This is a genomic window from Vibrio sp. CB1-5 (genome assembly GCF_059412285.1).
This window is the reverse complement of the sequence record NZ_JBJHPB010000018.1, coordinates 77,872-98,939: the sequence shown is the minus strand read 5'-3', so window position 1 is coordinate 98,939 and position 21,068 is coordinate 77,872. Positions and strand designations below refer to the sequence as shown.

Genomic DNA, 21,068 nt, shown 5'->3' with positions numbered 1-21,068 from the left:
ACGTATGACGTATGACGTATGACGTATGACGTATGACGTATGACGTATGACGTATGACGTATAGATATAAAAAAGCACCCCATCAGGAGTGCTTCCGCTTTTTGTTATTCCCAGTCAAGAATAACCTTGCCAGACTGACCACTGCGCATGACGTCGAAGCCTTCTTGGAAGTCGTCAACCTTGTAGTGGTGAGTAATGATTGGCGTTAGATCCAGACCAGACTGAATCAAGCTAGCCATCTTGTACCATGTTTCGAACATTTCACGACCATAGATACCTTTAATTACAAGACCTTTGAAGATAACTTGGTTCCAGTCAATGCCCATGTCTGATGGTGGAATACCTAGAAGTGCGATACGACCACCGTGGTTCATGGTTTCTAGCATTGAGCTAAAGGCCGCTTGTACACCAGACATCTCTAGACCTACATCGAAACCTTCGGTCATGCCTAGTTCAGCCATCACGTCTTTTAGGTTCTCATTCGCTACGTTAACTGCGCGCGTTACGCCCATTTTCTTAGCAAGGTCTAAACGGTACTCGTTTACGTCAGTGATAACCACGTGACGAGCACCAACGTGTTTTGCAACCGCTGCCGCCATGATGCCGATAGGACCTGCACCGGTGATCAGTACATCTTCACCTACTAGGTCGAAAGAAAGCGCTGTATGTACTGCGTTACCAAACGGGTCAAAGATAGACGCTAGGTCATCAGAAATACCTTCTGGGATCTTAAACGCGTTAAACGCAGGGATAACTAGGTACTCAGAGAATGCGCCCGTGCGGTTAACACCGACACCTACAGTATTACGACATAGGTGAGTACGACCGCCACGACAATTACGGCAGTGACCACATGTGATGTGTCCTTCACCAGATACACGATCGCCAATTTCAAAACCGCGAACTTCTTGACCGATACCGACGACTTCACCCACATATTCATGACCAACAACCATAGGAACAGGGATCGTGTTTTGTGACCACTCATCCCAGTTGTAGATATGGACGTCAGTACCACAGATAGCGGTCTTTTTGATACGGATTAGGATGTCGTTGTGACCAAGCTCAGGCTTGTCTACTTCGGTCATCCAGATGCCTTGTTCTGGCTTAAGCTTTGAAAGTGCTTTGATTTTCATAATATTTACCAAACTGTGCCCCAAGCCAAAGCTCAGGGCTAAAAATCAATGAAAGAGCGATTACTTGATAAGACCCATGTCTTTACCCACTTCGATGAATGCATCGATAGCGCGATCTAGTTGCTCACGTGAGTGTGCTGCTGACATTTGAGTACGGATACGTGCTTGACCCTTAGGTACAACTGGGAAAGAGAAACCAATGACGTAGATGCCTTTCTCTAGAGCACGCTCAGCGAACTCAGCCGCTACTTTCGCATCGCCTAGCATGATTGGAATGATCGCGTGGTCTGCACCACCCATAGTAAAGCCAGCGCCTTCCATACGAGTACGGAAGTGAGCTGCGTTTTCCCATAGATGCTCACGAAGGTCACCGCTTTCTTGTAGCAGGTCTAGAACGCGGATAGACGCGTTAACAATGGCCGGTGCTACAGAGTTAGAGAATAGGTATGGACGAGAGCGCTGACGCAACCAATCAATTACTTCTTTCTTACCAGAAGTATAGCCGCCTGACGCGCCGCCCATTGCTTTACCTAACGTACCCGTAATGATGTCGATACGGTCAACCACGTCGTGAAACTCGTGAGTACCTGCACCGTTTTTGCCCATGAAGCCAACTGCGTGAGAATCATCAACCATAACCAGTGCGCCGTACTTGTCAGCAAGGTCACAGATAGCTGGTAGGTTCGCGACCACGCCGTCCATTGAGAAAACGCCATCAGTCACGATAAGCTTGTGGCGAGCACCTGCTTCAGTCGCAGCGATAAGCTGCTCTTCAAGCTCTGCCATGTTGTTGTTTGCGTAACGGTAACGCATCGCTTTACATAGACGAACGCCATCAATAATAGATGCGTGGTTTAGTGCGTCAGAAATGATTGCATCTTCTTTGCCTAGAATAGTTTCGAACAGACCAGTGTTTGCATCGAAACAAGACGTGTAAAGAATGGTGTCTTCTTTACCTAGGAATGTAGACAGCTTTTGCTCAAGTTCTTTGTGAATGTCTTGAGTACCACAGATAAAGCGCACCGATGCCATACCGAAGCCATTTTTATCCATGCCCGCTTTACCCGCTTCGATAAGCGCAGGGTGGTTTGCTAGACCAAGATAGTTGTTCGCACAGAAGTTAAGGACTTCTTCACCTGTTGAGATTTCAACAGCCGCTTGTTGTTGAGACGTGATAACACGCTCAGACTTGTACAAACCTTCCGCTTTTACTTCTTCAATCTGATCTTGGATTTGCTTATAAAACGAAGCAGACATAGTAGATTCCTTTTTCAATCCTATTTATCAATAGGTTATGTAGGGGGTGAGAGTGCCAATTTCTATTGATTAGGTGTATCTCACGAATGCCATCATTTTAGTTCATTGTGCTGAAAACGATTATCCCTTAACATGGAAAACCATTAGTGAATCTGAGGCACGAATCATGTTTAGTCAGAAACTTATCGCGCTCCTGCCCGACTTAGCATCGTATATTTTGGTGGTCAACGAGGGCAGTTTCACCGCCGCAGCCAAGAAGTTAGGTGTCACACCCTCCGCACTCTCCAAGACAATCACTCGACTTGAAAGCGCCCTATCAGTAAAGCTGTTTGAACGAACTACTCGAAAGCTGCTCATAACTCAAGCAGGAAGAAAGGTTTATGATCAAAGCGTACTCATGGTCAATGCCGCTCAGCAAGCCATTGAAGTCTCTCAGTCGGATCATGCTGAACCAAGTGGCTCTCTTACCATTGCGGCACCAGAGGCCTTTCTCAACTCCGTATTGCAGCCATTTATCGCCCCATTTTTGCAGCAGTATCCAGAGATCCAACTTAAAGTGCGCGCTATCGATGGCAACTATGATTTGCTCAATTTAGGTATCGATGTCGCATTTAGGCTCACAGACAAGCCCGATGAAAACCTAGTAATGAAAGAGTTGGGTCCAACAAACTTGGTGCTTTGCGCCAGTCCGGATTACATCACCGCTAATGGCCTGCCTACTTCACCCAGCGAACTCGAACACCACGACTGCCTCTATTTAGCTGAAGTCGATAGAGACAATGTATGGGACTTTCTCAAAGACGATGATTTTCACACGGTCACTGTGTCCGGCCGTTACGCCATTAACCACTCGCAAATGCGTCTTAGTGGTGTAAAACAAGGTTTGGGCATCGGTATTTTTCATGACTTCGTGATAAAAGAATCACTTGATGATGGAAGCGTAGTGCCTGTACTTCCTGATTGGACAATAAAGAGTAACTATCATGGGGCGATTGCAATGCAGTACGCTCAAACTAAGTACATGCCAGCAAGGCTGCGCGTCTTCATAGACTATGTTGCCCGTGAGTTGCCGTCTAAACTTATCAAACACAACTAGGATCCGACCATGCTCAAAGGAACGCATCACATTGCCATCATTTGTTCTGATTATCCAAGATCGAAGCAATTCTATACCGAAGTTTTGGGGTTAACGGTATTGGAGGAGAACTACCGCGAGGCGCGTGATTCGTATAAACTCGATCTCGAACTGCCAGACGGTACCCAGATTGAATTGTTCTCTTTTCCTGGCTCGCCGCCACGTCCAAACTTTCCTGAAGCACAAGGCTTAAGGCACCTTGCCTTTGTAGTGGATGATATGGAACAGGCCGTAAACAAACTCGTCGGTCATGGAATCGCAGTCGAGCCCATCCGCATCGATGAATATACAGGCAAGCGCTACACCTTTTTCCAAGACCCAGACGGACTGCCTTTAGAGCTCTGTGAAGAGGTGACATTGTAACCTCCCTTTCATCAACAGACGATAAAAAGGCCAACACCATTGGTCTTTTTTGCTCAAACCTCGACGACTTTATACGTTTTTCTCCAAATTCTCATTCAGAATCATATTTCAGTTCGAAAGATCTCATCCTTTAAAATCTAGAATATTACACTGCTCTTAGCTCAATAATTAGCACTTAACATCCACAGACTAGCCCTGTAAGGTTTTATTTACTAAAAACCCATTTCTCTTTTGAAGCAAAATTTAACAATTTGTTTACACTTATGGTATCCAAGCGTTTGAAACATTGCGTATAAACACGTACTGGTTTCAGCCTTATCGACATCACTCTTATCCAGAGTATGTGAAAAGGAGTTCGAGATGAACGTACAAGCATTACCCATGCATCGTTTTATCGACTACCAAGGACACTTAGTTAGCCCACTACCCGATTGGGCTAACGAAGCAACCCTAAAGAAGCTGTACCGCGACATGGTAGTCGCAAGAACGTACGATGCTAAAGCCGTTGCCCTTCAACGCACCGGTAAACTCGGCACCTACCCTTCGCACCTTGGTGCCGAAGCAATAGGGATCGCCATTGGCCACGCCCTGTCTCACCGAGATGTTTTCATCCCCTACTATCGTGACATGCCCGCCATGTGGGTTCGTGGCATTCCCATGGAAAAAAACCTGCAATATTGGGGGGGTGATGAACGCGGCAGCAATTTTGAATTCACCAATAGCGAGAATCCCTGTACCGACCTCCCTTTTTGTGTCCCTATAGCGACTCAGTGCACCCACGCCGTAGGCGTCGCAGCGGCACTGAAGATCAAAGGCCATCACGATGTCGCGCTGGTGACGTGCGGTGATGGCGCCACTTCAAAAGGCGATTTTCTAGAATCTATTAACTGCGCCGGAGCTTGGAACATTCCTTTGGTCTTTGTGGTGAACAACAATCAATGGGCGATTTCAGTCCCTAGGGCACTGCAATGCGGGGCAGAATTCCTCGCTGATAAAGCCCAAGGCGCTGGCATTCCTGGACTCAAAGTCGATGGTAATGATGTCGTCGCCATGTTAGATGCAATCGGCGTCGCCATTGCCAATGCGCGCAAAGGTAAAGGTGCTACGCTGATTGAGGCGATAAGCTATCGACTCAGCGATCACACCACCGCCGATGACGCCACGCGTTATAGAAGCGATGACGAACTTGATACCGCTTGGGAGTATGAGCCAATTCAACGACTCAAGACCTTATTGGAAGCTCAAGGTTGGTGGCAAGATTCCGATGAAACTTCGCTCGTCACGGAAAGCAAGGTACTGGTTGAGGAAGCCGTCGCTCGCTATCTCAATACCCCACCTCAAGCACCAGAAACCGCGTTTGATTATCTCTACGAGCAACCCACCAAAGAACTTCGTCCGCAGCGCGATGAACTCATCAACAAATCGATGCGCATGCAAGGAGGACAACATGGCTGATCAACTGCATATTGAACCCCTAGCAAGCCCTATCGCCTCAGTAGAATCCACGCTGGTCGATGCGGTGAATTTAGCACTCCATCATGAAATGGGCAGAGACAAACGCGTTGTACTGCTTGGAGAAGACGTTGGCGATAACGGCGGCGTATTCCGCGCTACCGTTGGTCTTAAAGAACGTTTGGGGCTTAAGCGCGTTATCGATACCCCCCTCGCCGAAGCACTCATCGGCGGCGTTGCGGTAGGTATGGCAACTCAAGGGCTGCGACCTATTGCTGAATTCCAGTTTCAGGGGTTCGTGTTTCCTGCGATGGAACACATCATTTGTCATGCGGCTCGAATGCGCAATCGCACCCGCGGGCGCCTCTCTTGCCCAATTGTGTTTCGCGCGCCATTTGGCGGTGGCATACATGCGCCAGAACATCACTCCGAAAGTGTCGAAGCACTGTTTGCTCATATTCCAGGCCTGAGGGTTGTTATCCCGTCATCACCGCAACGCGCCTACGGTTTGTTGCTATCGGCAATACGCTGCAACGATCCGGTTATGTTCTTCGAGCCCAAACGCATCTATCGCACCGTTAAATCGAATGTGGTTGATAATGGTGAAGCCCTGCCTCTTGATACTTGCTACACCCTTCGCAAAGGGCGGGATTTAACGCTTGTGACTTGGGGAGCATGTGTTGTTGAGTCACTTCAGGCCGCGGATACACTGTCTAAAGCTGGTATCGAAGTGGAGGTGATTGATCTAGCGAGCATCAAACCCATTGATATGGAAACGATATTAAAATCACTTGAGAAAACCGGGCGTTTATTGGTCGTTCATGAAGCCAGCAGAAGCTGCGGCGTTGGCGCAGAGATCATTACTCGAACTTCAGAGCAAGCCATGTGCATGCTCAAAGCGCCGCCTAAGCGAGTAACCGGCCTTGATACCGTGATGCCTTACTACAAAAATGAAGACTACTTTTTGATCCAAGAGACCGACATCGTACAAGCAGCAAGAGAGCTAGTGGAGGGTTGGAAATGAAGTCATTTTTATTGCCAGACTTAGGGGAAGGACTCGCAGAATCTGAGATTGTCGAATGGCATGTGAACGTCGGCGACGATGTCGACTTAGACCAAGTCATCCTTACCGTTGAGACCGCTAAAGCCGTTGTCGAAGTTCCCGCGCCGTACAGCGGAAAAATAGTCAAACGTTATGGCGAAGAAGGCGATGTCATCAGTATTGGCAGCCTATTGATTGAAATCGAAGAGGCGGTCACGGAAGGTGCTAACCTTAGTGACTCATCAAGCAACAATGATGCAGCAACCGTTGTCGGCAATGTGTCCAACCACACACATCACGTTGAGGTCGATGACTTTTGGGTTGGCGCGGCGCACCACAACGCAGAGGAAAACGCGATTACCGCCATGCCCTCTGCTCGGCTGCTAGCGAAGAAGCTCGGAATCGATCTGCTTCGCGTCAAAGGCAGTGGCCAAGATGGCGTGATCACAGACAATGACATTTACGATCAAATAGACAAACAAGCACCCGGCACGGAAGTTCTTAAAGGCGCACGTCGAACCATGGTTGGCACTATGTCGCAGTCGCACCACTCCGTTGCTTCTGTCACCATCACTGAAGAAGCTATGCTAGACAACTGGCAAAATAACGAAGACATCTCAGGAAGGCTTATCAAAGCCGTGGTGCACGCATGCCAAACAGAGCCCGCTCTTAATGCGTGGTTCGACGCAGAAACCATGACCCGATGCGTCCATTCCAACGTAAACATTGGTATTGCCGTAGACAGTAGCCATGGGCTGTATGTCCCAGTGCTCAGAAACGCCAATGAATACGATCAAGCTGGCATCCGACACTGGTTAAATGAAACTGTCCAAGGCATAAGAGCCAGACGAATTGGACGAGAGCAGTTGCAACACGCCACCATCACCCTGTCTAACTTTGGTGCTATCGCAGGGATATTCGCGACACCCGTGGTGACACCACCTCAGGTCGCGATCGTGGGTGCGGGTCGAATTATTGAGAAAGTAATAATGCGGGATGGACAAGCGGTTGGAGTTAAAGCTTTACCGCTTTCGATAACTTTTGACCATAGAGCGTGCACAGGTGGTGAAGCTGCTCGCTTTGTTAAGGTGTTGGTGGAGCACTTACAGCAAGGTTTGTAATGACAAAGGACACTGTGGAAAGTGTCCGTCATTCGCTTGCAAAAGGGAATCTGGTACAGCGTGATTAAGAGGTTGTTTACGTGAATTAGTCTGCGTACTTTGGTAAGTCAAACGCTTTGGAAGATCTTCACTTACGTGAAGATGACGAGTCTAAATTATAAGTGGCTTCCTAGAGTAACTTCATCACTCCACAACAATCCCTAACTCCACTCTCTTTCGCTTACTAAGCCCCTTAGACACAATTTTGTATGACTCGCTGATGTAGTAACGAAGCTCCTCATCTAAATGACCGCTGGTATCTGTCTGCTGAATCCACTTCATTCCACGATTAGCAAAGTAAGGAGCCGGTCTGTATCCTTCATGATCGGAAAGAAAATCGAAGTTGAGATCCGAAGTTTTGAAGATATAAGCCTCACTCCCCTCCTTACTCCAGCCACCAATCGCGAACACCTTTCCGCCCACTTTCCACACGTGTGCATCTCCCCACTGAATCACATGTGAGGTAGCGGTAAAGGAACCACAATACTCATTAAACTCATCGTATTTCATTGAATCTCCTTTTCATCAACTCGTCGGTTGTAGCATAGACAGAATACCGTCTGGGTATACGGGAATCGATCCACTGATCACGTCCTCTTCTGGCACCCATCTTACGGTAAACTCAACGCCATTCGTCTCTATGCCCTTAAAACGTTCTTTCTGATAAAGATCGGGTTTTACAAGAATACCTTCGAAGACAAAAACCACTTCATGTCCGGGAACGCCATCGAACGTGAACCTGTTCTCACTCACGCCAAGTAAGTTTAAGTCTGAGACATCCGCACCTATCTCTTCGCGAACTTCACGAATCGCTGCTTGTTCAGCAAGCTCTCCAAACTCAACCCCGCCACCAATCGGCATCAAATAGTGCTCATTTTTTGTCGGATCATAACCTTCCGCCAGCAGTATTTTTCTATCATATCGACAAAGACAGACTGCTTTTACTCGAATAGGTTTACTCACTTAGGAACTCCTTAAGCGCAGCGAGCGCCGCATCTGCTTTGGAAGACTGGACAAAGATATGGTCATGATAATAGGCTGCTACCACGTTAGCGCTAATATTCCGCTCCGCAAGTTTGTTGGACACCGCTGCCGTTAAGCCGACCGCTTCAAGACTGGAGTGAACGTTCAAAGTGATCATTCTAAACACCCCTTCATAGTCGAGTTCAGCTTGCTCTGCCTGAAGCTTTGGAAGTATTAGAGTCAAGCCTTCCTGTTCTTTAAACGAACCTAAGATATCGAGCATAAGGTATTCAGCCAGTGAGCCTTTCACTGTACAAAACACAAATTCCCCATCGACTAAACGTGGCTCCATTGATGCGAGTAACTGTTCTAAATCGGTAATTCCTGACATCGTTTGCCCTAAGCGTTTCCACACATTTTCAACATGTTGCGCTTCGAAAACGCCTACGGCAAGCATCAACACTTCAAAGTATTTGCACCATCACGAAACCACCGTCGTCCGTATGATATAGTCGCAGCCTTCAGATAAATTGGAACACTGGCTCCAATTCAAAAATAGTAATCTAGATAGGAAGCTGTTCGTTTTGAATCGAGAATCAAAGCTACTCGTTGTCGCAATCGCTATTGCTGTGCTCAACATAGTGTCACATCTTTTGTTGTCAAAGTTCTTTGCTGAGTATTCGTGGGTCGAAATGTCTTTGGCTTCGATACCCTTTATTATGATGTTGATGTGTGTTTTTGCGGTTCGCTACGCGGCCAAAACATTAAAGGAAAGCGACAAACAAGAAGGCTAAGGTCGCTTGCAACAAACCTTAGCCCTTTCAGATAGTATGTTTGAACAACGAAAGATAGGCTAAGGCACCTTATCAATCAGCTCCGGCATGATTTCGAATAAGTCTCCAACTAACCCATAGTCTGCCACCTCAAAGATCGCTGCATCCGGGTCACTATTAATTGCCACGATAACCTTCGAGTCCTTCATTCCCGCCATGTGCTGAATAGCTCCGGAGATACCAATAGCAATATAGAGCTCAGGAGCGACAATTTTGCCCGTCTGACCTACTTGCAGGTCGTTAGAAACAAAACCGGCGTCGACCGCAGCTCTTGATGCGCCAATGGCACCACCCAGTTTGTCGGCCAAGCGCTCAACGAGAGCAAAGTTTTCTTTACTGCCTAGACCTCGACCTCCTGATATAACGACTTTTGCTGACGACAAGTCGGGGCGCTCTGATACCGTCTGTTGAGAATCAATAAAGCTAGCCAGGGTTTGTTGAGAAGTCTTTGACACAAGCGCTTCAACTGATGCATTTTCTTGGCTATCCGTACTCGCTGAATCAAACGCTGAGCCACGAATCGTCATCACCAACTTGGAATCGTTGGACTTTACTCTCGCTAGCGCGTTGCCGGCATAAATCGGACGAATAACAGTATCGGGTGATTCGATTTGAATAACGTCTGACAACTGCCCAACATCCAGCAGCGCTGCCACTGTCGGCATAAGGTTTTTGCCAAATGTTGTTGCTGGTGCAAGAAAATGAGTAAACACCTCGCTCAACTCAACAATAATAGGAGCGACATCTTCAGCGGTGGGATGTTTGAATTGCTCGGCATCGACACGGAATACCTGCGTTACTCCCTTCACTTTTGATAAGCTTTCCGCTATTGCTGTAACCTTGTTGCCTACCACAAGAACAGCAATATCACCGCCTATCTGGCTTGCAGCATGTAGCGTTTTCAGCGTATCTGCGGCGATATTGCTATTATCATGCTCAGCAATGACCAATGTTTTACTATCCATGATTTACCCTCCCCCTTAGTCAAAGCACTTTGGCTTCATTACGGAGCTTATCCACCAGCTCGTCGACACTCGCTACCGATTGACCCGGTGCGCGTGATTTCGGAGCCATCACTTCTAACACCTCTTGACGCGACTCAATATCAACCGCTAATGATTCAATGGGAGCGACATCTAGCGGCTTCTTTTTCGCTTTCATTATGTTGGGCAAAGAGGCATACCTTGGTTCATTGAGGCGTAAATCAGTGCTGATAATCGCTGGTAACTGCAAACTCAATGTTTCCAATCCGCCATCCACTTCTCTTGTCACTAATGCAGCATCTCCTTCGATAACAAGTTTCGATGCGAATGTACCTTGTGGACGATCAGTCAGAGCGGCGAGCATCTGAGCAACTTGGTTGTTGTCAGTATCAATAGATTGTTTGCCCACTAACACCAATTGAGGCGATTCTTGTGACATAACTTGCTTAAGCACTTTTGCCACGGCTAAAGGCTCTAACATTGACTCGGTTTCAACATGAATGGCGCGATCAGCCCCTAAGGCAAGTGCATTACGAAGTGTCTCTTGAACAGCAATATCACCGATACTGACGACAACGACTTCCGTTGCAACACCCGCCTCTCGCAACCGAATCGCTTCTTCGACTGCAATCTCACAAAATGGGTTCATCGACATCTTCATATTGTTGGTTTCAACCCCAGACCCATCGGCATTTACTCGGATTTTTGCATAGGGATCGATGACACGTTTAACCGCCACTATTACCTTCATACACCCTCCTGTTTTGAACTCAAACGCCATAAAGTGGTTATAAAATGAGCTTAGCCAAGTTTACGTTTACGTCAACTGCACTATAGTTATACGTAACATCTTTAAGATCCGATGGATGGCAACCAAGGTGTACAACATGCAAAGAGAATCAATGAAATTTGACGTGGTGATTGTAGGTGCGGGCCCCGCTGGGCTCTCGGCTGCCATTCGACTAGCTCAATTGCAGCAGCAAGAAAAGCCACTTTCAATCTGCGTGATAGAAAAAGGGGCTGAAGTCGGTGCGCATATACTCTCCGGTGCCGTTTTTGAAACTCGTGCATTAGATGAGCTTTGCCCCGGTTGGGCAAGCCTCGGCGCTCCAGTTAAAAACCCCGTCACCAATGATGAATGTTTGTATCTCACCACTTACCTTAATCATGTCGTAATACCTGAATTTCTGACCCCGAACAGTTTAAAAAACAGCTCAGACAACCATGTCATAAGCCTTGGTAATTTATGTCGATGGTTAGCAGATCAAGCAGAGCAGTTAGGAGTCGAAATCTTTCCTGGTTTCGCAGCGAGTAAGGTCTTATATGATTCAGCGAACACCGTGGTTGGTGTGCAAACCACTGACATGGGTCACGACAAAAACGGAGAGAAAAAATCTAACTTCGAGCCCGGTATTGATCTCATATCTCAATACACCATTTTTGCGGAAGGAGCTCGCGGTCATCTAGGTAAATCACTCATCGACAAGTATTCTCTCGACCATGACAAGCAGCCCCAACACTATGCGCTTGGATTTAAAGAGCTATGGCAACTGCCAAAAGACCATCCGCATTATAAACAAGGAAACGTTGTCCACGGTGTAGGTTGGCCACTCAATGAAACGGGCAGCACTGGTGGTAGCTTTTTATACCACTTACCCAATAACCAGGTTGCGGTTGGTTTGATTATCGACCTCAATTACCGCAACCCTCATCTCAATCCTTTTGAAGAATTCCAACGCTTTAAACATCATCGAGCTATTGCCAAATATTTGTCCGATGGCGAGCGTTTATGTTTTGGGGCAAGAGCCATTGCCAAGGGGGGATTGCGTTCACTACCGAAACAACAGTTTCCCGGTGGCCTGCTCATTGGCTGTGACGCTGGTACGCTCAATATGGGGAAAATTAAAGGCAGCCACACGGCTATGAAATCAGGTATGTTGGCGGGAGAAGCAGTATTTAAGTCTCTAGTGGCACCGCAACCAGAACGTGAGCCTGACTATCAAAGTGAATTTGAATCTTCATGGCTTTATGATGAGCTGGCAAGCACCCAAAATTTTGGTGCTAACCTTCATCGGTTTGGTGAACCCATTGGCGGGCTAGTCAATGTAGTCGAACAAAACTGGTGGCCAAAGCTATTCAAAAGATCTGCACCATGGAAAGTGCAGGATCTTACGGAAGATCATGCCTGCCTAGATCGAGTCAAACAGTCCAAGCCCATCGACTACCCTAAGCCAGACGGCAAACTAAGCTTTGATAAACCTTCCTCGCTGTTTCTCTCTGGTACGCAGCATGAAGAAAACCAGCCGTGTCATCTTCTTCTGCATGATCCAGATCTGGTTATCGAGACCCACCTACCCCAATACAACGAACCGAGTCAGCGCTACTGCCCAGCAGGTGTCTATGAAATCATCAATTCCGACGGACAACCACAGTTGCAAATCAACGCGACCAACTGCCTTCACTGTAAGACCTGCGACATAAAAGACCCATCGGCAAACATTAACTGGACATCACCTGAAGGCGGTGGAGGACCAAGCTATCGTGGAATGTGATCAGCAAGAAAATGGCTTTATCATCACGACTGTTTTTTTAGCCAGATTTGAATATCCTCAATCACCAGACTAAGAGCATCATCTCCCGTAGAGCGCTTCAATCCGTGGTTAAGATCACTGTATAACTTGAACTCTATATTGGGATTGCTACTCGCGATATCTTTGGCCATCTCGATAGCCGAATCGACCGAGACGTTTTCATCCTGACCAGCTTGGATGAGTAAAACAGGTGTATTGATTTGCTTTATTACCTCAACTTGGTCGACTGAGAATACACCTCGCCACCATTTATAACCGTGATTACTCATATCCAGTTCAAAGGGCTCACTGTCTAATAGGTGATTATAAAAACCCATAAACCCCTGACTTTCTTGTTCAAATACCTCTTCAGAAGAAGCGTTAACACGAATACTGTGGATTACGTCATCAATAAACTTTCTACCACCGCTATTAATGGAAACAGTATAAGAAATACGATCCGTGTTCGCTGTTAGCATATTGGCAATCAGTCCGCCTTCACTCCCTCCAACAATCATGACTCTATCGTAATGCTGGCCTGCTTCCACATGAGCCAACACTTGCAAATAATCACTGACACGTTGCTCAGGTGAATCATTGTCAATATACGCCTTAGGACAGCCCGCTCTCTCAATCTCCTCACTCAAACGTAAGCTTGCATCAATACCATACTTTTCGACAGTCAATACATCGGCGTTGGGGAGTATCTTTGGTAACTCTTGATTAATTCGGGCGTTTTGAGTAACGCTATTACAGTCTGAGCCTTGAACTAGAATGAGTAAGTCATCATGGTTTGGGGTATTCTTTTTTAAATAGTATTGAAGCTTTGAACCATCTTCCCTCAGTAGCCCAAGGGCTTCTAGAGCGAAGGTATGGTTTGAATACGACAGCAGCACCAAAAACAAAACAGAACTTACTTTATATACAACACTCATCACGCTTCACCCACTATCCGTCTAAGAATTAAACATCAAAGCATTACGCTAACCATGAGGCAAACCTTAGTTCAAAAGCTGCGAACAGTTTCATGTTAACTATCATTAGTGTGACAGTTGCATAAGAAACTTGCTTTAAAGCCCGATACAATCACGCTCCCCCGTAGTAAAAAAAGAAAAATGGATACACCATGAAGGATTTAATTTATCAAACGCTTGTAAGCCTCTCCAACAATACCCCAGAAGAACATGCCCAAATCAGACAGCATCTATATGAAGAGTTAGATTTACCTTTCAATAAACAAGCAGACCTTTATGCCAATGTACTTGGCCCTGCTGGTTCAGGTAAGCTTCAAGATGATCAGGCAATGAGTGCGGCTGTAGAAAGTGCCATTCGTTTGTTAGAAACACCTGAACATTAATCGATACAATGGCAGCCCTTTGTTAGGGCTGTTTTTGCCAATTTAATTACGACTTAAGCTGCATCAAAACCTAATCCACTTCATGCCTTAGCGAGTGCTCCACACTCCATAGAAAACGTCTAGCCTCGACTTCTTTTATCATTTCACGTTTGGCATCTCCGCATTCTTTATCAGTGGCAGACTGCCCTCTTCTCTCTAGTTCGCTGACCACCGCCTCATCGTAGCCATAAGCAAGCGATTGGCAGAGTTCATAGGAACCTTGATGTTCAATTGGCGTGCCAGCGCACCCAACCATCAAGGTGGCACCAAACCACATCACTAATGCACGTTTCATCATCACTTCCTAAAAACGCGCAAACCTAGAAAGGATTGCGCGTGACTATCTTATTCAGATTTACCGGTCGAATTTCAAATTACTTGTCAAGACATACTCGCTGGAAATCATTCCAATCACCCACACCTGGAGCCACTTCCATACAGCCCTCTTTGGCATCCATTACCGCTGTCAGTGTTGAAATAAAATCAGAACCATAAGCGGCATGCTGCGCGATTGGTTTGGTATTCAGAACATATTTGGCGGCATCAACATTGCCCTCTGGCGTGTTGTCGATGAACTGCTGCGCGAACTCTGCACGCCACTCGGTATACGCCGTCGCAATCGTGCGTTGTACGCTTTTCTCACCTAGACCAACAGACTCTGCGAAGGCTTGCATCACACCTGGACGCTCTGAGTGGTTGGCGTGGCCAACACCAGCAGGACGTTTGATCACATAGTTCTCACCATCAAGCATTTCAACGCCAACGGTATTACCGTTACTATCCGCAAAGTTAAAGTGAGAAGCGACCACTGTGCGGTATTGGTCTAGGATCTTTTCGGCATCATCAACATTCTTAGCATTTCGCACGAGATAGTTTTGAAGTGCACCTAGCTCAATCGCACTGTCTGCTTCAAGCCCAACACCTTTAGAGTCAGTGCCTTGGAAGTTAATCACAACGCCAATATCTTTACCGAGCGTCTGACCTGAGCCATAGAAGCCAGATGCCATCACTTGTACATAATCATCCGCTTGCAATACCCAGTAGTTACCCCCAGAAAGTGATGGCGTGTCGTTTACCTGACCAACCACACCCGTACCAGCGAAACTTACCGTGGTACACCCACTTAATGCAGACTGAGCGGCCGACGCCAACGCTGCATCTAATTGCGATAGAGTGAACATGGTTTCCAGTGAAATGCCACCCACTTTGGCCAGCGCTTCAACGATTTCAAAGTACTCAGGATTTAACTTTCGTGAATTTTCTAGTACCTTCATTGAGCTTTTCTCAAACTCGACAACATCAATCCCTGCTAGTTTATAGACGTACTGCGCTTCCTTAATACCACGTCGAACTTCTTCTCCTACCTGCTTTTCAAACAGCTCAGCGTACTCCGCTGGTTTTACGCCACGAATGTCCACAATTGGTAGGCTTTCTTGCTGCACATACGCCTGAGGCGCATAGTACGGCTGATTCACGTCCAGTCCTGGTGCTGGTTCAAGAGAAATCGCCTGAGCTGCGCCAGAGAGTGCAAGTGCGGTAGCAAGGATTGCGCGTTTCGTCGTTAGCATAGTGTTTACCCTTATATAAATGGTTAGTCAGTTGAAACGGTATGTGTCTTCGTGTCTGGCTATTAAATTATCATTTCAAATTTCCGAATTTCAGATACCATTAAAGGACTGATTCCAGAAAAACGGACAAAGGCGATGGCAGAAATAGAAACAGAAGGATTCGAGTTTTTTGGCGTTGAAGAGACGGTATTTCGAAAAATGGTCATAGAGCGAATCGAGGCGCTCATGGTTCAAGAGGGACTATCCAAAAACGGGCTGGCAAAAAAGGCGGACATTGGCCGTTCTGCCCTGTATGAGAAGATGGATCGAGAAGCGAAGAGTCATTTCACCATTTTGGACTTTTTCCGAATTGCCAAAGCACTCGATGTGAGCTTACTGCAATTGTTCCCTATGACTCAGTTAGAGCGTCTACATGGTGGTCAACTGCCGCTTTCGGCAAGTACGCTAAAGTTTCTCGATCTCATGCTAGCAGCGCCTAAAGAGGACATCGAGTTTCTCTCTAACTTCTACGCTTCTTTACAAAAGCGCGATGGTGACAACGAAGACTAATACCCAAAAGTCACATCCATAATTCATACAATTTACTCCGTTCCTTTCCGAATAATGGAAAATCTCTCTAGTAATCTAAGCCTCAGTCGCACACAACGTGCTTACTTTGAGCCCGAGATTACTGGAGGCAGCCATGAAAGCCATTCATAAAGTTTTTCTAACCCCTTTATTGACACTTGCCATGTGCTCAACTGCATTGGCTGCTAAGTCGCCAGAACCTAACTCGCCAGAACCTAAGTCTAGATCAAACCAAACCGAGCAATATGCGATGGTTATCGCGTCGGGGAAAATGCTCAGCCTTACCCAATGGAAAGTAGAAGTAGATTTCGGTCAAGCGCTCAAAATCGGCCTCAAAAATAAAGACCTACTTAGAGATGAGGAAGGCAAAACCCTTTCCTTTAACTCTCCAATGGATGCGCTCAATTATATGAACAGCCAAGGCTGGGTATTAGTGTCCGCCAATTCCACTGACAATCGATTTACTGCAGTCATCAAACGCAAGGTGATTGAAAGTGATGCTGAATAACACCGGGTTAGTTGCCACTCAAATTTGTTATTACTGAATTGAGCAATATAAGGCGGACTTCACGTGGAAAATAGACGAATTATACCGAGCATTTTTATTTCGGAAGCACATAGCAGTTTGATGCAAGAATCATTAGAAAACAAAGTGATCATTCCTGATCTATGTGCTCTATCGGCATCAAGTTATTCATCGCAAATTAGGCCAGCTCATTTATTAGATCATAATCAAGTAGCTGGCTTGTCATCAGAGAGACGCAAACTACTCGAGTCTGATACAAACCGACTAAGAATCAGAGCATTAAGCTGCTTGATTTTGAAACATCAACAGGAGTTTGAAGCCTTAAAACTGCCCCTGCTATCCGCACTCAAAGGCGACAAGCTCGACGTTGAACCGTCATGGGAGCTTGATCAAAGCCGACGACTATCTCTAATCCAGATATTGCATCTACTCAGCAATATGGTTAGCCGAAGAGAGTATCTAAGTAGCTCTTTAATTAGCACCGGTTTTACCGCTGCACTTAGTATTTTTGAATCATTAGATTTGGAAAAAACATCATTACACAACAATCGTTAGGAAATTGTATATGAAACTTAAGAATAAACTTTTATTACTATCAACATCACTATTTGCATTGCCAACGCTCGCACAAGGTTTGTATGCCGGAGCAAGCATTGGTTATGGAAACCAACAAAGTATCGTTAATGATGCAAGCACCGGTACTGGATATTTAATGGCTGGCTATCGATTTAATGACAATATTGGCGCGGAATATCGTTTCGGCGGTGTTGATAGCCATGATAGCTATATCAATGACCTTAGATCTTACAGCAGCCTATATGTGCGCGGAAGCTACGAAATCGATCCAGGATTTGAAGTTTATGGCCTTGCTGGCTTTACCAATGCTAAAGGTGGAGACGTTTATTCAAACGGTAGTAGAAACATCAATAGCCCTAGCGTTGGTCTCGGTGCACGTTACGAAATAGCAGATGACTTAGGATTAAACGCTGAATACGTGTCCGTCATTTCAAAGCGCGACTATTCATTGTCTGCGGTTTACTTTGGTATCGATTACCGCTTCTAATACCTCAATGACTAAGTGCACGGATGCACTTGCTCAGTCCAACCGAGCAATCAACCAGTTCTTTAAAAGAAAAGCAGCCCCCCAGAAATCATCCAAGGGACTGGAGTCACCTCACAGTTAACATCCCGCTTTAAATAACCAACCCACCATCCACTTCAATCACTCGGCCATTAACGTACTCATTTTCCAAAATGAAACGTACGGTATGAGCAATCTCTGTTGGATCCGCCATTCGACGTACTGGTACCATATTTTCCAGACGTTCACGCGCTTCTGGTTTCATCGAGGCTGTCATCGAAGTCTCCACAACGCCTGGTGCAATAGCAACAGAACGGATGCCGTAGCGAGCAAGTTCTTTACCCCATACGGATGACATCGTCGCGACTGCTGCTTTGGAAGCCGCGTAGTTGGTTTGCCCCATGTTGCCTGCTCTCGACACGCTGGAAATATTAATAATGACACCACGTGAATCGGATTCAATCATCTGTACAGCCGCTTCACGGCCGCACAGAAACGTACCGGTAAGATTGACATTGATAACGGCATTAAAGTCACCCAGAGACATTTTACTGATTTCACCGTCTCGAGATTTGACCAGCATTCCGTCTCGCAAGATGCCCGCATTGTTAACTAACCCATTCAAAGAGCCGAATTCCATGACAATGTCACGAAATACACTTTCTACTTGCTCTTCATTGGTGACATCGACCTGATATGTTTGCGCTTTTACCCCAAATGCCTCACAAAGTTCTTTTGTCTCTGTTAAGGCGTCTTGATTGACATCGAGCAGTGCTAAGCTCGCTCCTTGCTGAGCTAAGCTAGTCGCCATAGTTTGACCTAATCCTTGTCCTGCACCCGTAATAGCGATAACGCTCTGTTCAAGTTCCATTTACTTCTCCCTTCTACTGCTTATTGCGAAAAAACTCAAAAAGACTTGAGAAATCCAACTCCGCATTTCCGTTTCGGTTATGGAGTGCGTAGAGACTATGAGCTAACGCTCCCATAGGCACCGAAGACTGGCTCATTTTTGCCGCTTCTAGCCCAAGCCCCAAATCTTTTGACATCAACTTACACATAAAACCGGGAGTATATTGGGCACTCGCTGGCGCGTGCTCAATCACTCCCGGACAAGGGTTATATAGTTCTAAAACCCAGTTTCTGCCAGAGCTTTGCAGAATAATATTCGATAACACCTCAGGATTGAGACCGTTATCCACACCAAGACTAAGGGATTCACAAGTCGCTGCCATGACAGAGCCGAGGATCAGATTGTTGCAAATTTTGGCCATTTGCCCATCACCCGCTTTGCCCGCATGAAACACATTTTTACCCATGAAAGACAACAGGTTATTCGCTTTGGCAAACCCTTCATCGCTGCCACCAACGATAAACGTAAGCGTTCCTGCAGCAGCACCAGCAACACCACCGGACACAGGGGCATCGACAAACTCCAACCCTTTGCTTTGAGCTTCTCTTGAAACTAGGCGCGCAGAGTCAGGATCAATGGTTGAACAATCAATAAGAAAAGTGTCAGTCGTTGCAAGTTCAATGATGCCTTTCTCATCATCGCTGCCTAGATAAACCGCCTTGACGTGCTCACTGGCTGGTAGCATGGTCACAACAACGTTCGCGGAATCGAGCACCTGTTCCAGGCTATGGCAAACAAGAGCGCCCTTGTCGCCAAGAGGTTGCGATAACGCCGTTACGCGATCGTAAACTTGCACGCCAAAGCCTGCTTTGAGCAAGTTGTTCGCCATTGGACTGCCCATATTTCCTAGTCCAATAAAGGCAACCTTTGTGTCTGTTGGCTGACTCATCACAACCTCCTTGGCTGTTTCAATTCATCGATGGTTTAAACTCACTATTTACCAGCGCGAGTTAATGATGCCCTAGCAACGCAAGTGGATGCTCTTGCTCACGCCACAGTGAAGTGAACAAGTTGTCGATCACTGACTTTGGCACCTGGCTGATGTGCGCGTATGTCCAATGGGGCATGCCGTCTTTGTCCACTAAGCGTGCACGCACCCCTTCCTGAAATTCACCATGCTCGACGCTGCGCAGCCCCAAGATCAGTTCAAGCCTAAAACAATCGGCCAATGACAAATGGTGATACTGTTTTAACTGGCGAAAACAAATGTGCGCCGTAATTGGACTGCCATCCATCAAATTGCGCTGGGCCGTTTGCATCCATTTTTCGTGACAAGGTAACGCCTGAATGTTATCAAACACTTCTTCAAGCGTATCGGACGCACAAGCACGTTGAATGTCAGGAATTAACGGCAGAAGATGAGCAGCTGGTTTGGCGATGTTGGCATTGTCTGCAAGCTCGGAGAGTACTTCTGTTAAGTAGTCGTAGCTGTCTTCGATGCTGTTCCAATCCGTTTGCTGCAATTGATGCAGTAGCTTTTGTTTATCCGTCGGTGCGTTCATGTGATTGGCAAGACCAACGTCCAGAGCATCGGTGCCATTCATCATTACCCCCGTAAGCCCGAGGAATAAACCAATGTCATCGTCGAGACGGTTCAGAAAATAGGTCGCACCAACATCGGGAAACAAACCGATATGAATCTCTGGCATGGCAAGGCGGGAATCTGGTGTCACCACTTTGTGAGACGCCCCCATAAATAGCCCCATCCCACCCCCCATTACGATACCTTCGCCCCATGCAATAATAGGTTTGCTATAAGTATGGATGAGATAATCACATTGATATTCTGTACCAAAAAACGCTTCAGCATAGGCTTTTGCATCTTCTATTGGCGCGTATTTCATTTTGTCATGCAGAGTACGCACATCACCACCGGCACAGAAGGCTTTCTCTCCTTCACCGTACAGTATCACACACAGCACCGCGTCATCGTCGTGCCACTTTTCAAGTTGGCCATTAAGCAATACCAACATATTGTGAGTAAGCGCGTTGAGAGCTTTAGGGTTGCATAGTGTCGCAACGGCAATTTTGCTCTGTTGGTCGCTACAAATGATTTCTTGAAATCGAACGGTATCTTGAGTCGCTGGCGACGAACTTGACGTTGAATTGCTTATAGACATGACGCC

At 46.5% G+C, this 21,068-nt stretch carries 24 protein-coding genes and 1 pseudogene; 11 read left to right on the top strand and 14 right to left on the bottom strand.

Annotation, left to right across the window (positions count from 1 at the left end):
* Positions 1-104: 104 nt before the first annotated feature.
* Positions 105-1,136 carry an L-threonine 3-dehydrogenase gene (gene tdh, locus ACJB0T_RS13920; RefSeq protein WP_418642975.1) on the bottom strand — a complete coding sequence of 344 codons (1,032 nt, stop codon included), beginning with the start codon at positions 1,134-1,136 and terminating at the stop codon, positions 105-107.
* Positions 1,137-1,196: 60 nt separating this feature from the next.
* Positions 1,197-2,393, bottom strand: a complete 1,197-nt coding sequence (locus tag ACJB0T_RS13915; RefSeq protein WP_479293246.1) for a glycine C-acetyltransferase — start codon at positions 2,391-2,393, stop codon at positions 1,197-1,199.
* 166 nt (positions 2,394-2,559) lie between these two features.
* Here ACJB0T_RS13915 and ACJB0T_RS13910 point away from each other — a divergent pair, with 166 nt between their 5' ends.
* The 5 genes from ACJB0T_RS13910 to ACJB0T_RS13890 all read left to right on the top strand — a co-directional run bounded on the left by ACJB0T_RS13910 (position 2,560) and on the right by ACJB0T_RS13890 (position 7,506).
* Positions 2,560-3,489 (top strand): LysR family transcriptional regulator, encoded by a 930-nt coding sequence (locus ACJB0T_RS13910; RefSeq protein WP_479293244.1) that lies wholly within the window; start codon positions 2,560-2,562, stop codon positions 3,487-3,489.
* Between the two features lie 9 nt (positions 3,490-3,498).
* Positions 3,499-3,891 carry an SMU1112c/YaeR family gloxylase I-like metalloprotein gene (gene gloA2, locus ACJB0T_RS13905; RefSeq protein ID WP_479293241.1) on the top strand — a complete coding sequence of 131 codons (393 nt, stop codon included), beginning with the start codon at positions 3,499-3,501 and terminating at the stop codon, positions 3,889-3,891.
* Positions 3,892-4,251: 360 nt separating this feature from the next.
* On the top strand, positions 4,252-5,346 hold the full coding sequence (gene pdhA / locus ACJB0T_RS13900) for a pyruvate dehydrogenase (acetyl-transferring) E1 component subunit alpha (protein ID WP_479293238.1): 1,095 nt from the start codon (positions 4,252-4,254) through the stop codon (positions 5,344-5,346).
* Positions 5,339-6,367, top strand: a complete 1,029-nt coding sequence (locus tag ACJB0T_RS13895; protein ID WP_479293236.1) for an alpha-ketoacid dehydrogenase subunit beta — start codon at positions 5,339-5,341, stop codon at positions 6,365-6,367. The genes pdhA and ACJB0T_RS13895 overlap by 8 nt, the downstream gene beginning before the upstream one ends.
* On the top strand, positions 6,364-7,506 hold the full coding sequence (locus ACJB0T_RS13890; RefSeq protein WP_479293234.1) for a dihydrolipoamide acetyltransferase family protein: 1,143 nt from the start codon (positions 6,364-6,366) through the stop codon (positions 7,504-7,506). The genes ACJB0T_RS13895 and ACJB0T_RS13890 overlap by 4 nt, the downstream gene beginning before the upstream one ends.
* 183 nt (positions 7,507-7,689) lie before the next feature.
* Here the strand turns inward: ACJB0T_RS13890 and ACJB0T_RS13885 are convergent, their stop codons facing one another.
* The 6 genes and pseudogenes from ACJB0T_RS13885 to ACJB0T_RS13860 form a co-directional block, all read right to left on the bottom strand.
* Complete coding sequence (locus tag ACJB0T_RS13885; RefSeq protein ID WP_479293232.1) at positions 7,690-8,055, bottom strand: MmcQ/YjbR family DNA-binding protein; 366 nt, start codon at positions 8,053-8,055, stop codon at positions 7,690-7,692.
* 15 nt (positions 8,056-8,070) lie between these two features.
* Positions 8,071-8,508, bottom strand: a complete 438-nt coding sequence (locus ACJB0T_RS13880) for an NUDIX hydrolase (protein ID WP_479293231.1) — start codon at positions 8,506-8,508, stop codon at positions 8,071-8,073.
* Positions 8,501-8,899, bottom strand: a complete 399-nt coding sequence (locus ACJB0T_RS13875; protein ID WP_479293229.1) for an ACT domain-containing protein — start codon at positions 8,897-8,899, stop codon at positions 8,501-8,503. The genes ACJB0T_RS13880 and ACJB0T_RS13875 overlap by 8 nt, the downstream gene beginning before the upstream one ends.
* A gap of 462 nt (positions 8,900-9,361) precedes the next feature.
* A complete protein-coding gene (locus ACJB0T_RS13870) occupies positions 9,362-9,796 on the bottom strand; it encodes an electron transfer flavoprotein subunit alpha/FixB family protein (protein ID WP_418643008.1) in 435 nt (144 codons plus the stop codon).
* 41 nt (positions 9,797-9,837) lie between these two features.
* Positions 9,838-10,306: pseudogene (locus ACJB0T_RS13865) on the bottom strand (electron transfer flavoprotein subunit alpha/FixB family protein); the annotation flags it as partial.
* 19 nt (positions 10,307-10,325) lie between these two features.
* Complete coding sequence (locus ACJB0T_RS13860; protein ID WP_479293227.1) at positions 10,326-11,075, bottom strand: electron transfer flavoprotein subunit beta/FixA family protein; 750 nt, start codon at positions 11,073-11,075, stop codon at positions 10,326-10,328.
* Between the two features lie 115 nt (positions 11,076-11,190).
* Between ACJB0T_RS13860 and ACJB0T_RS13855 the strand changes: the two genes are divergently transcribed.
* On the top strand, positions 11,191-12,876 hold the full coding sequence (locus ACJB0T_RS13855) for an electron transfer flavoprotein-ubiquinone oxidoreductase (RefSeq protein WP_479293226.1): 1,686 nt from the start codon (positions 11,191-11,193) through the stop codon (positions 12,874-12,876).
* A 23-nt stretch (positions 12,877-12,899) separates the two neighbouring features.
* Here the strand turns inward: ACJB0T_RS13855 and ACJB0T_RS13850 are convergent, their stop codons facing one another.
* Positions 12,900-13,829 carry an alpha/beta hydrolase family protein gene (locus tag ACJB0T_RS13850; protein WP_479293224.1) on the bottom strand — a complete coding sequence of 310 codons (930 nt, stop codon included), beginning with the start codon at positions 13,827-13,829 and terminating at the stop codon, positions 12,900-12,902.
* A gap of 191 nt (positions 13,830-14,020) precedes the next feature.
* On the opposite strand from ACJB0T_RS13850, the gene ACJB0T_RS13845 reads away from it, so the two are divergent.
* Complete coding sequence (locus ACJB0T_RS13845) at positions 14,021-14,251, top strand: PAS factor family protein (protein ID WP_479293223.1); 231 nt, start codon at positions 14,021-14,023, stop codon at positions 14,249-14,251.
* A gap of 70 nt (positions 14,252-14,321) precedes the next feature.
* On the opposite strand, the gene ACJB0T_RS13840 is transcribed toward ACJB0T_RS13845, so the two are convergent.
* On the bottom strand, positions 14,322-14,585 hold the full coding sequence (locus tag ACJB0T_RS13840) for a hypothetical protein (RefSeq protein WP_479293221.1): 264 nt from the start codon (positions 14,583-14,585) through the stop codon (positions 14,322-14,324).
* A gap of 79 nt (positions 14,586-14,664) precedes the next feature.
* A complete protein-coding gene (locus tag ACJB0T_RS13835; protein WP_479293220.1) occupies positions 14,665-15,858 on the bottom strand; it encodes a C45 family autoproteolytic acyltransferase/hydrolase in 1,194 nt (397 codons plus the stop codon).
* A 135-nt stretch (positions 15,859-15,993) separates the two neighbouring features.
* Here ACJB0T_RS13835 and ACJB0T_RS13830 point away from each other — a divergent pair, with 135 nt between their 5' ends.
* The 4 genes from ACJB0T_RS13830 (at position 15,994) to ACJB0T_RS13815 (ending at position 18,014) form a co-directional block, all read left to right on the top strand.
* Positions 15,994-16,407 carry a helix-turn-helix domain-containing protein gene (locus ACJB0T_RS13830; RefSeq protein ID WP_479293218.1) on the top strand — a complete coding sequence of 138 codons (414 nt, stop codon included), beginning with the start codon at positions 15,994-15,996 and terminating at the stop codon, positions 16,405-16,407.
* A gap of 133 nt (positions 16,408-16,540) precedes the next feature.
* Positions 16,541-16,933: a hypothetical protein gene (locus ACJB0T_RS13825; RefSeq protein WP_479293216.1), complete on the top strand. Its 393-nt coding sequence runs from the start codon at positions 16,541-16,543 to the stop codon at positions 16,931-16,933.
* A gap of 63 nt (positions 16,934-16,996) precedes the next feature.
* Positions 16,997-17,506 carry a hypothetical protein gene (locus tag ACJB0T_RS13820; protein WP_479293214.1) on the top strand — a complete coding sequence of 170 codons (510 nt, stop codon included), beginning with the start codon at positions 16,997-16,999 and terminating at the stop codon, positions 17,504-17,506.
* A gap of 10 nt (positions 17,507-17,516) precedes the next feature.
* Positions 17,517-18,014, top strand: a complete 498-nt coding sequence (locus ACJB0T_RS13815) for an outer membrane beta-barrel protein (protein ID WP_479293212.1) — start codon at positions 17,517-17,519, stop codon at positions 18,012-18,014.
* Positions 18,015-18,144: 130 nt separating this feature from the next.
* Here the strand turns inward: ACJB0T_RS13815 and ACJB0T_RS13810 are convergent, their stop codons facing one another.
* The 3 genes from ACJB0T_RS13810 to ACJB0T_RS13800 all read right to left on the bottom strand — a co-directional run bounded on the left by ACJB0T_RS13810 (position 18,145) and on the right by ACJB0T_RS13800 (position 21,062).
* The gene (locus ACJB0T_RS13810) at positions 18,145-18,903 is read right to left on the bottom strand and encodes an SDR family oxidoreductase (RefSeq protein ID WP_479293211.1); all 759 of its coding nucleotides are present in this window, start codon (positions 18,901-18,903) and stop codon (positions 18,145-18,147) included.
* Between the two features lie 13 nt (positions 18,904-18,916).
* Positions 18,917-19,831: a 3-hydroxyisobutyrate dehydrogenase gene (gene mmsB / locus ACJB0T_RS13805; RefSeq protein WP_479293209.1), complete on the bottom strand. Its 915-nt coding sequence runs from the start codon at positions 19,829-19,831 to the stop codon at positions 18,917-18,919.
* A gap of 61 nt (positions 19,832-19,892) precedes the next feature.
* Positions 19,893-21,062: an enoyl-CoA hydratase/isomerase family protein gene (locus ACJB0T_RS13800; RefSeq protein WP_479293207.1), complete on the bottom strand. Its 1,170-nt coding sequence runs from the start codon at positions 21,060-21,062 to the stop codon at positions 19,893-19,895.
* Positions 21,063-21,068 lie beyond the last annotated feature (6 nt).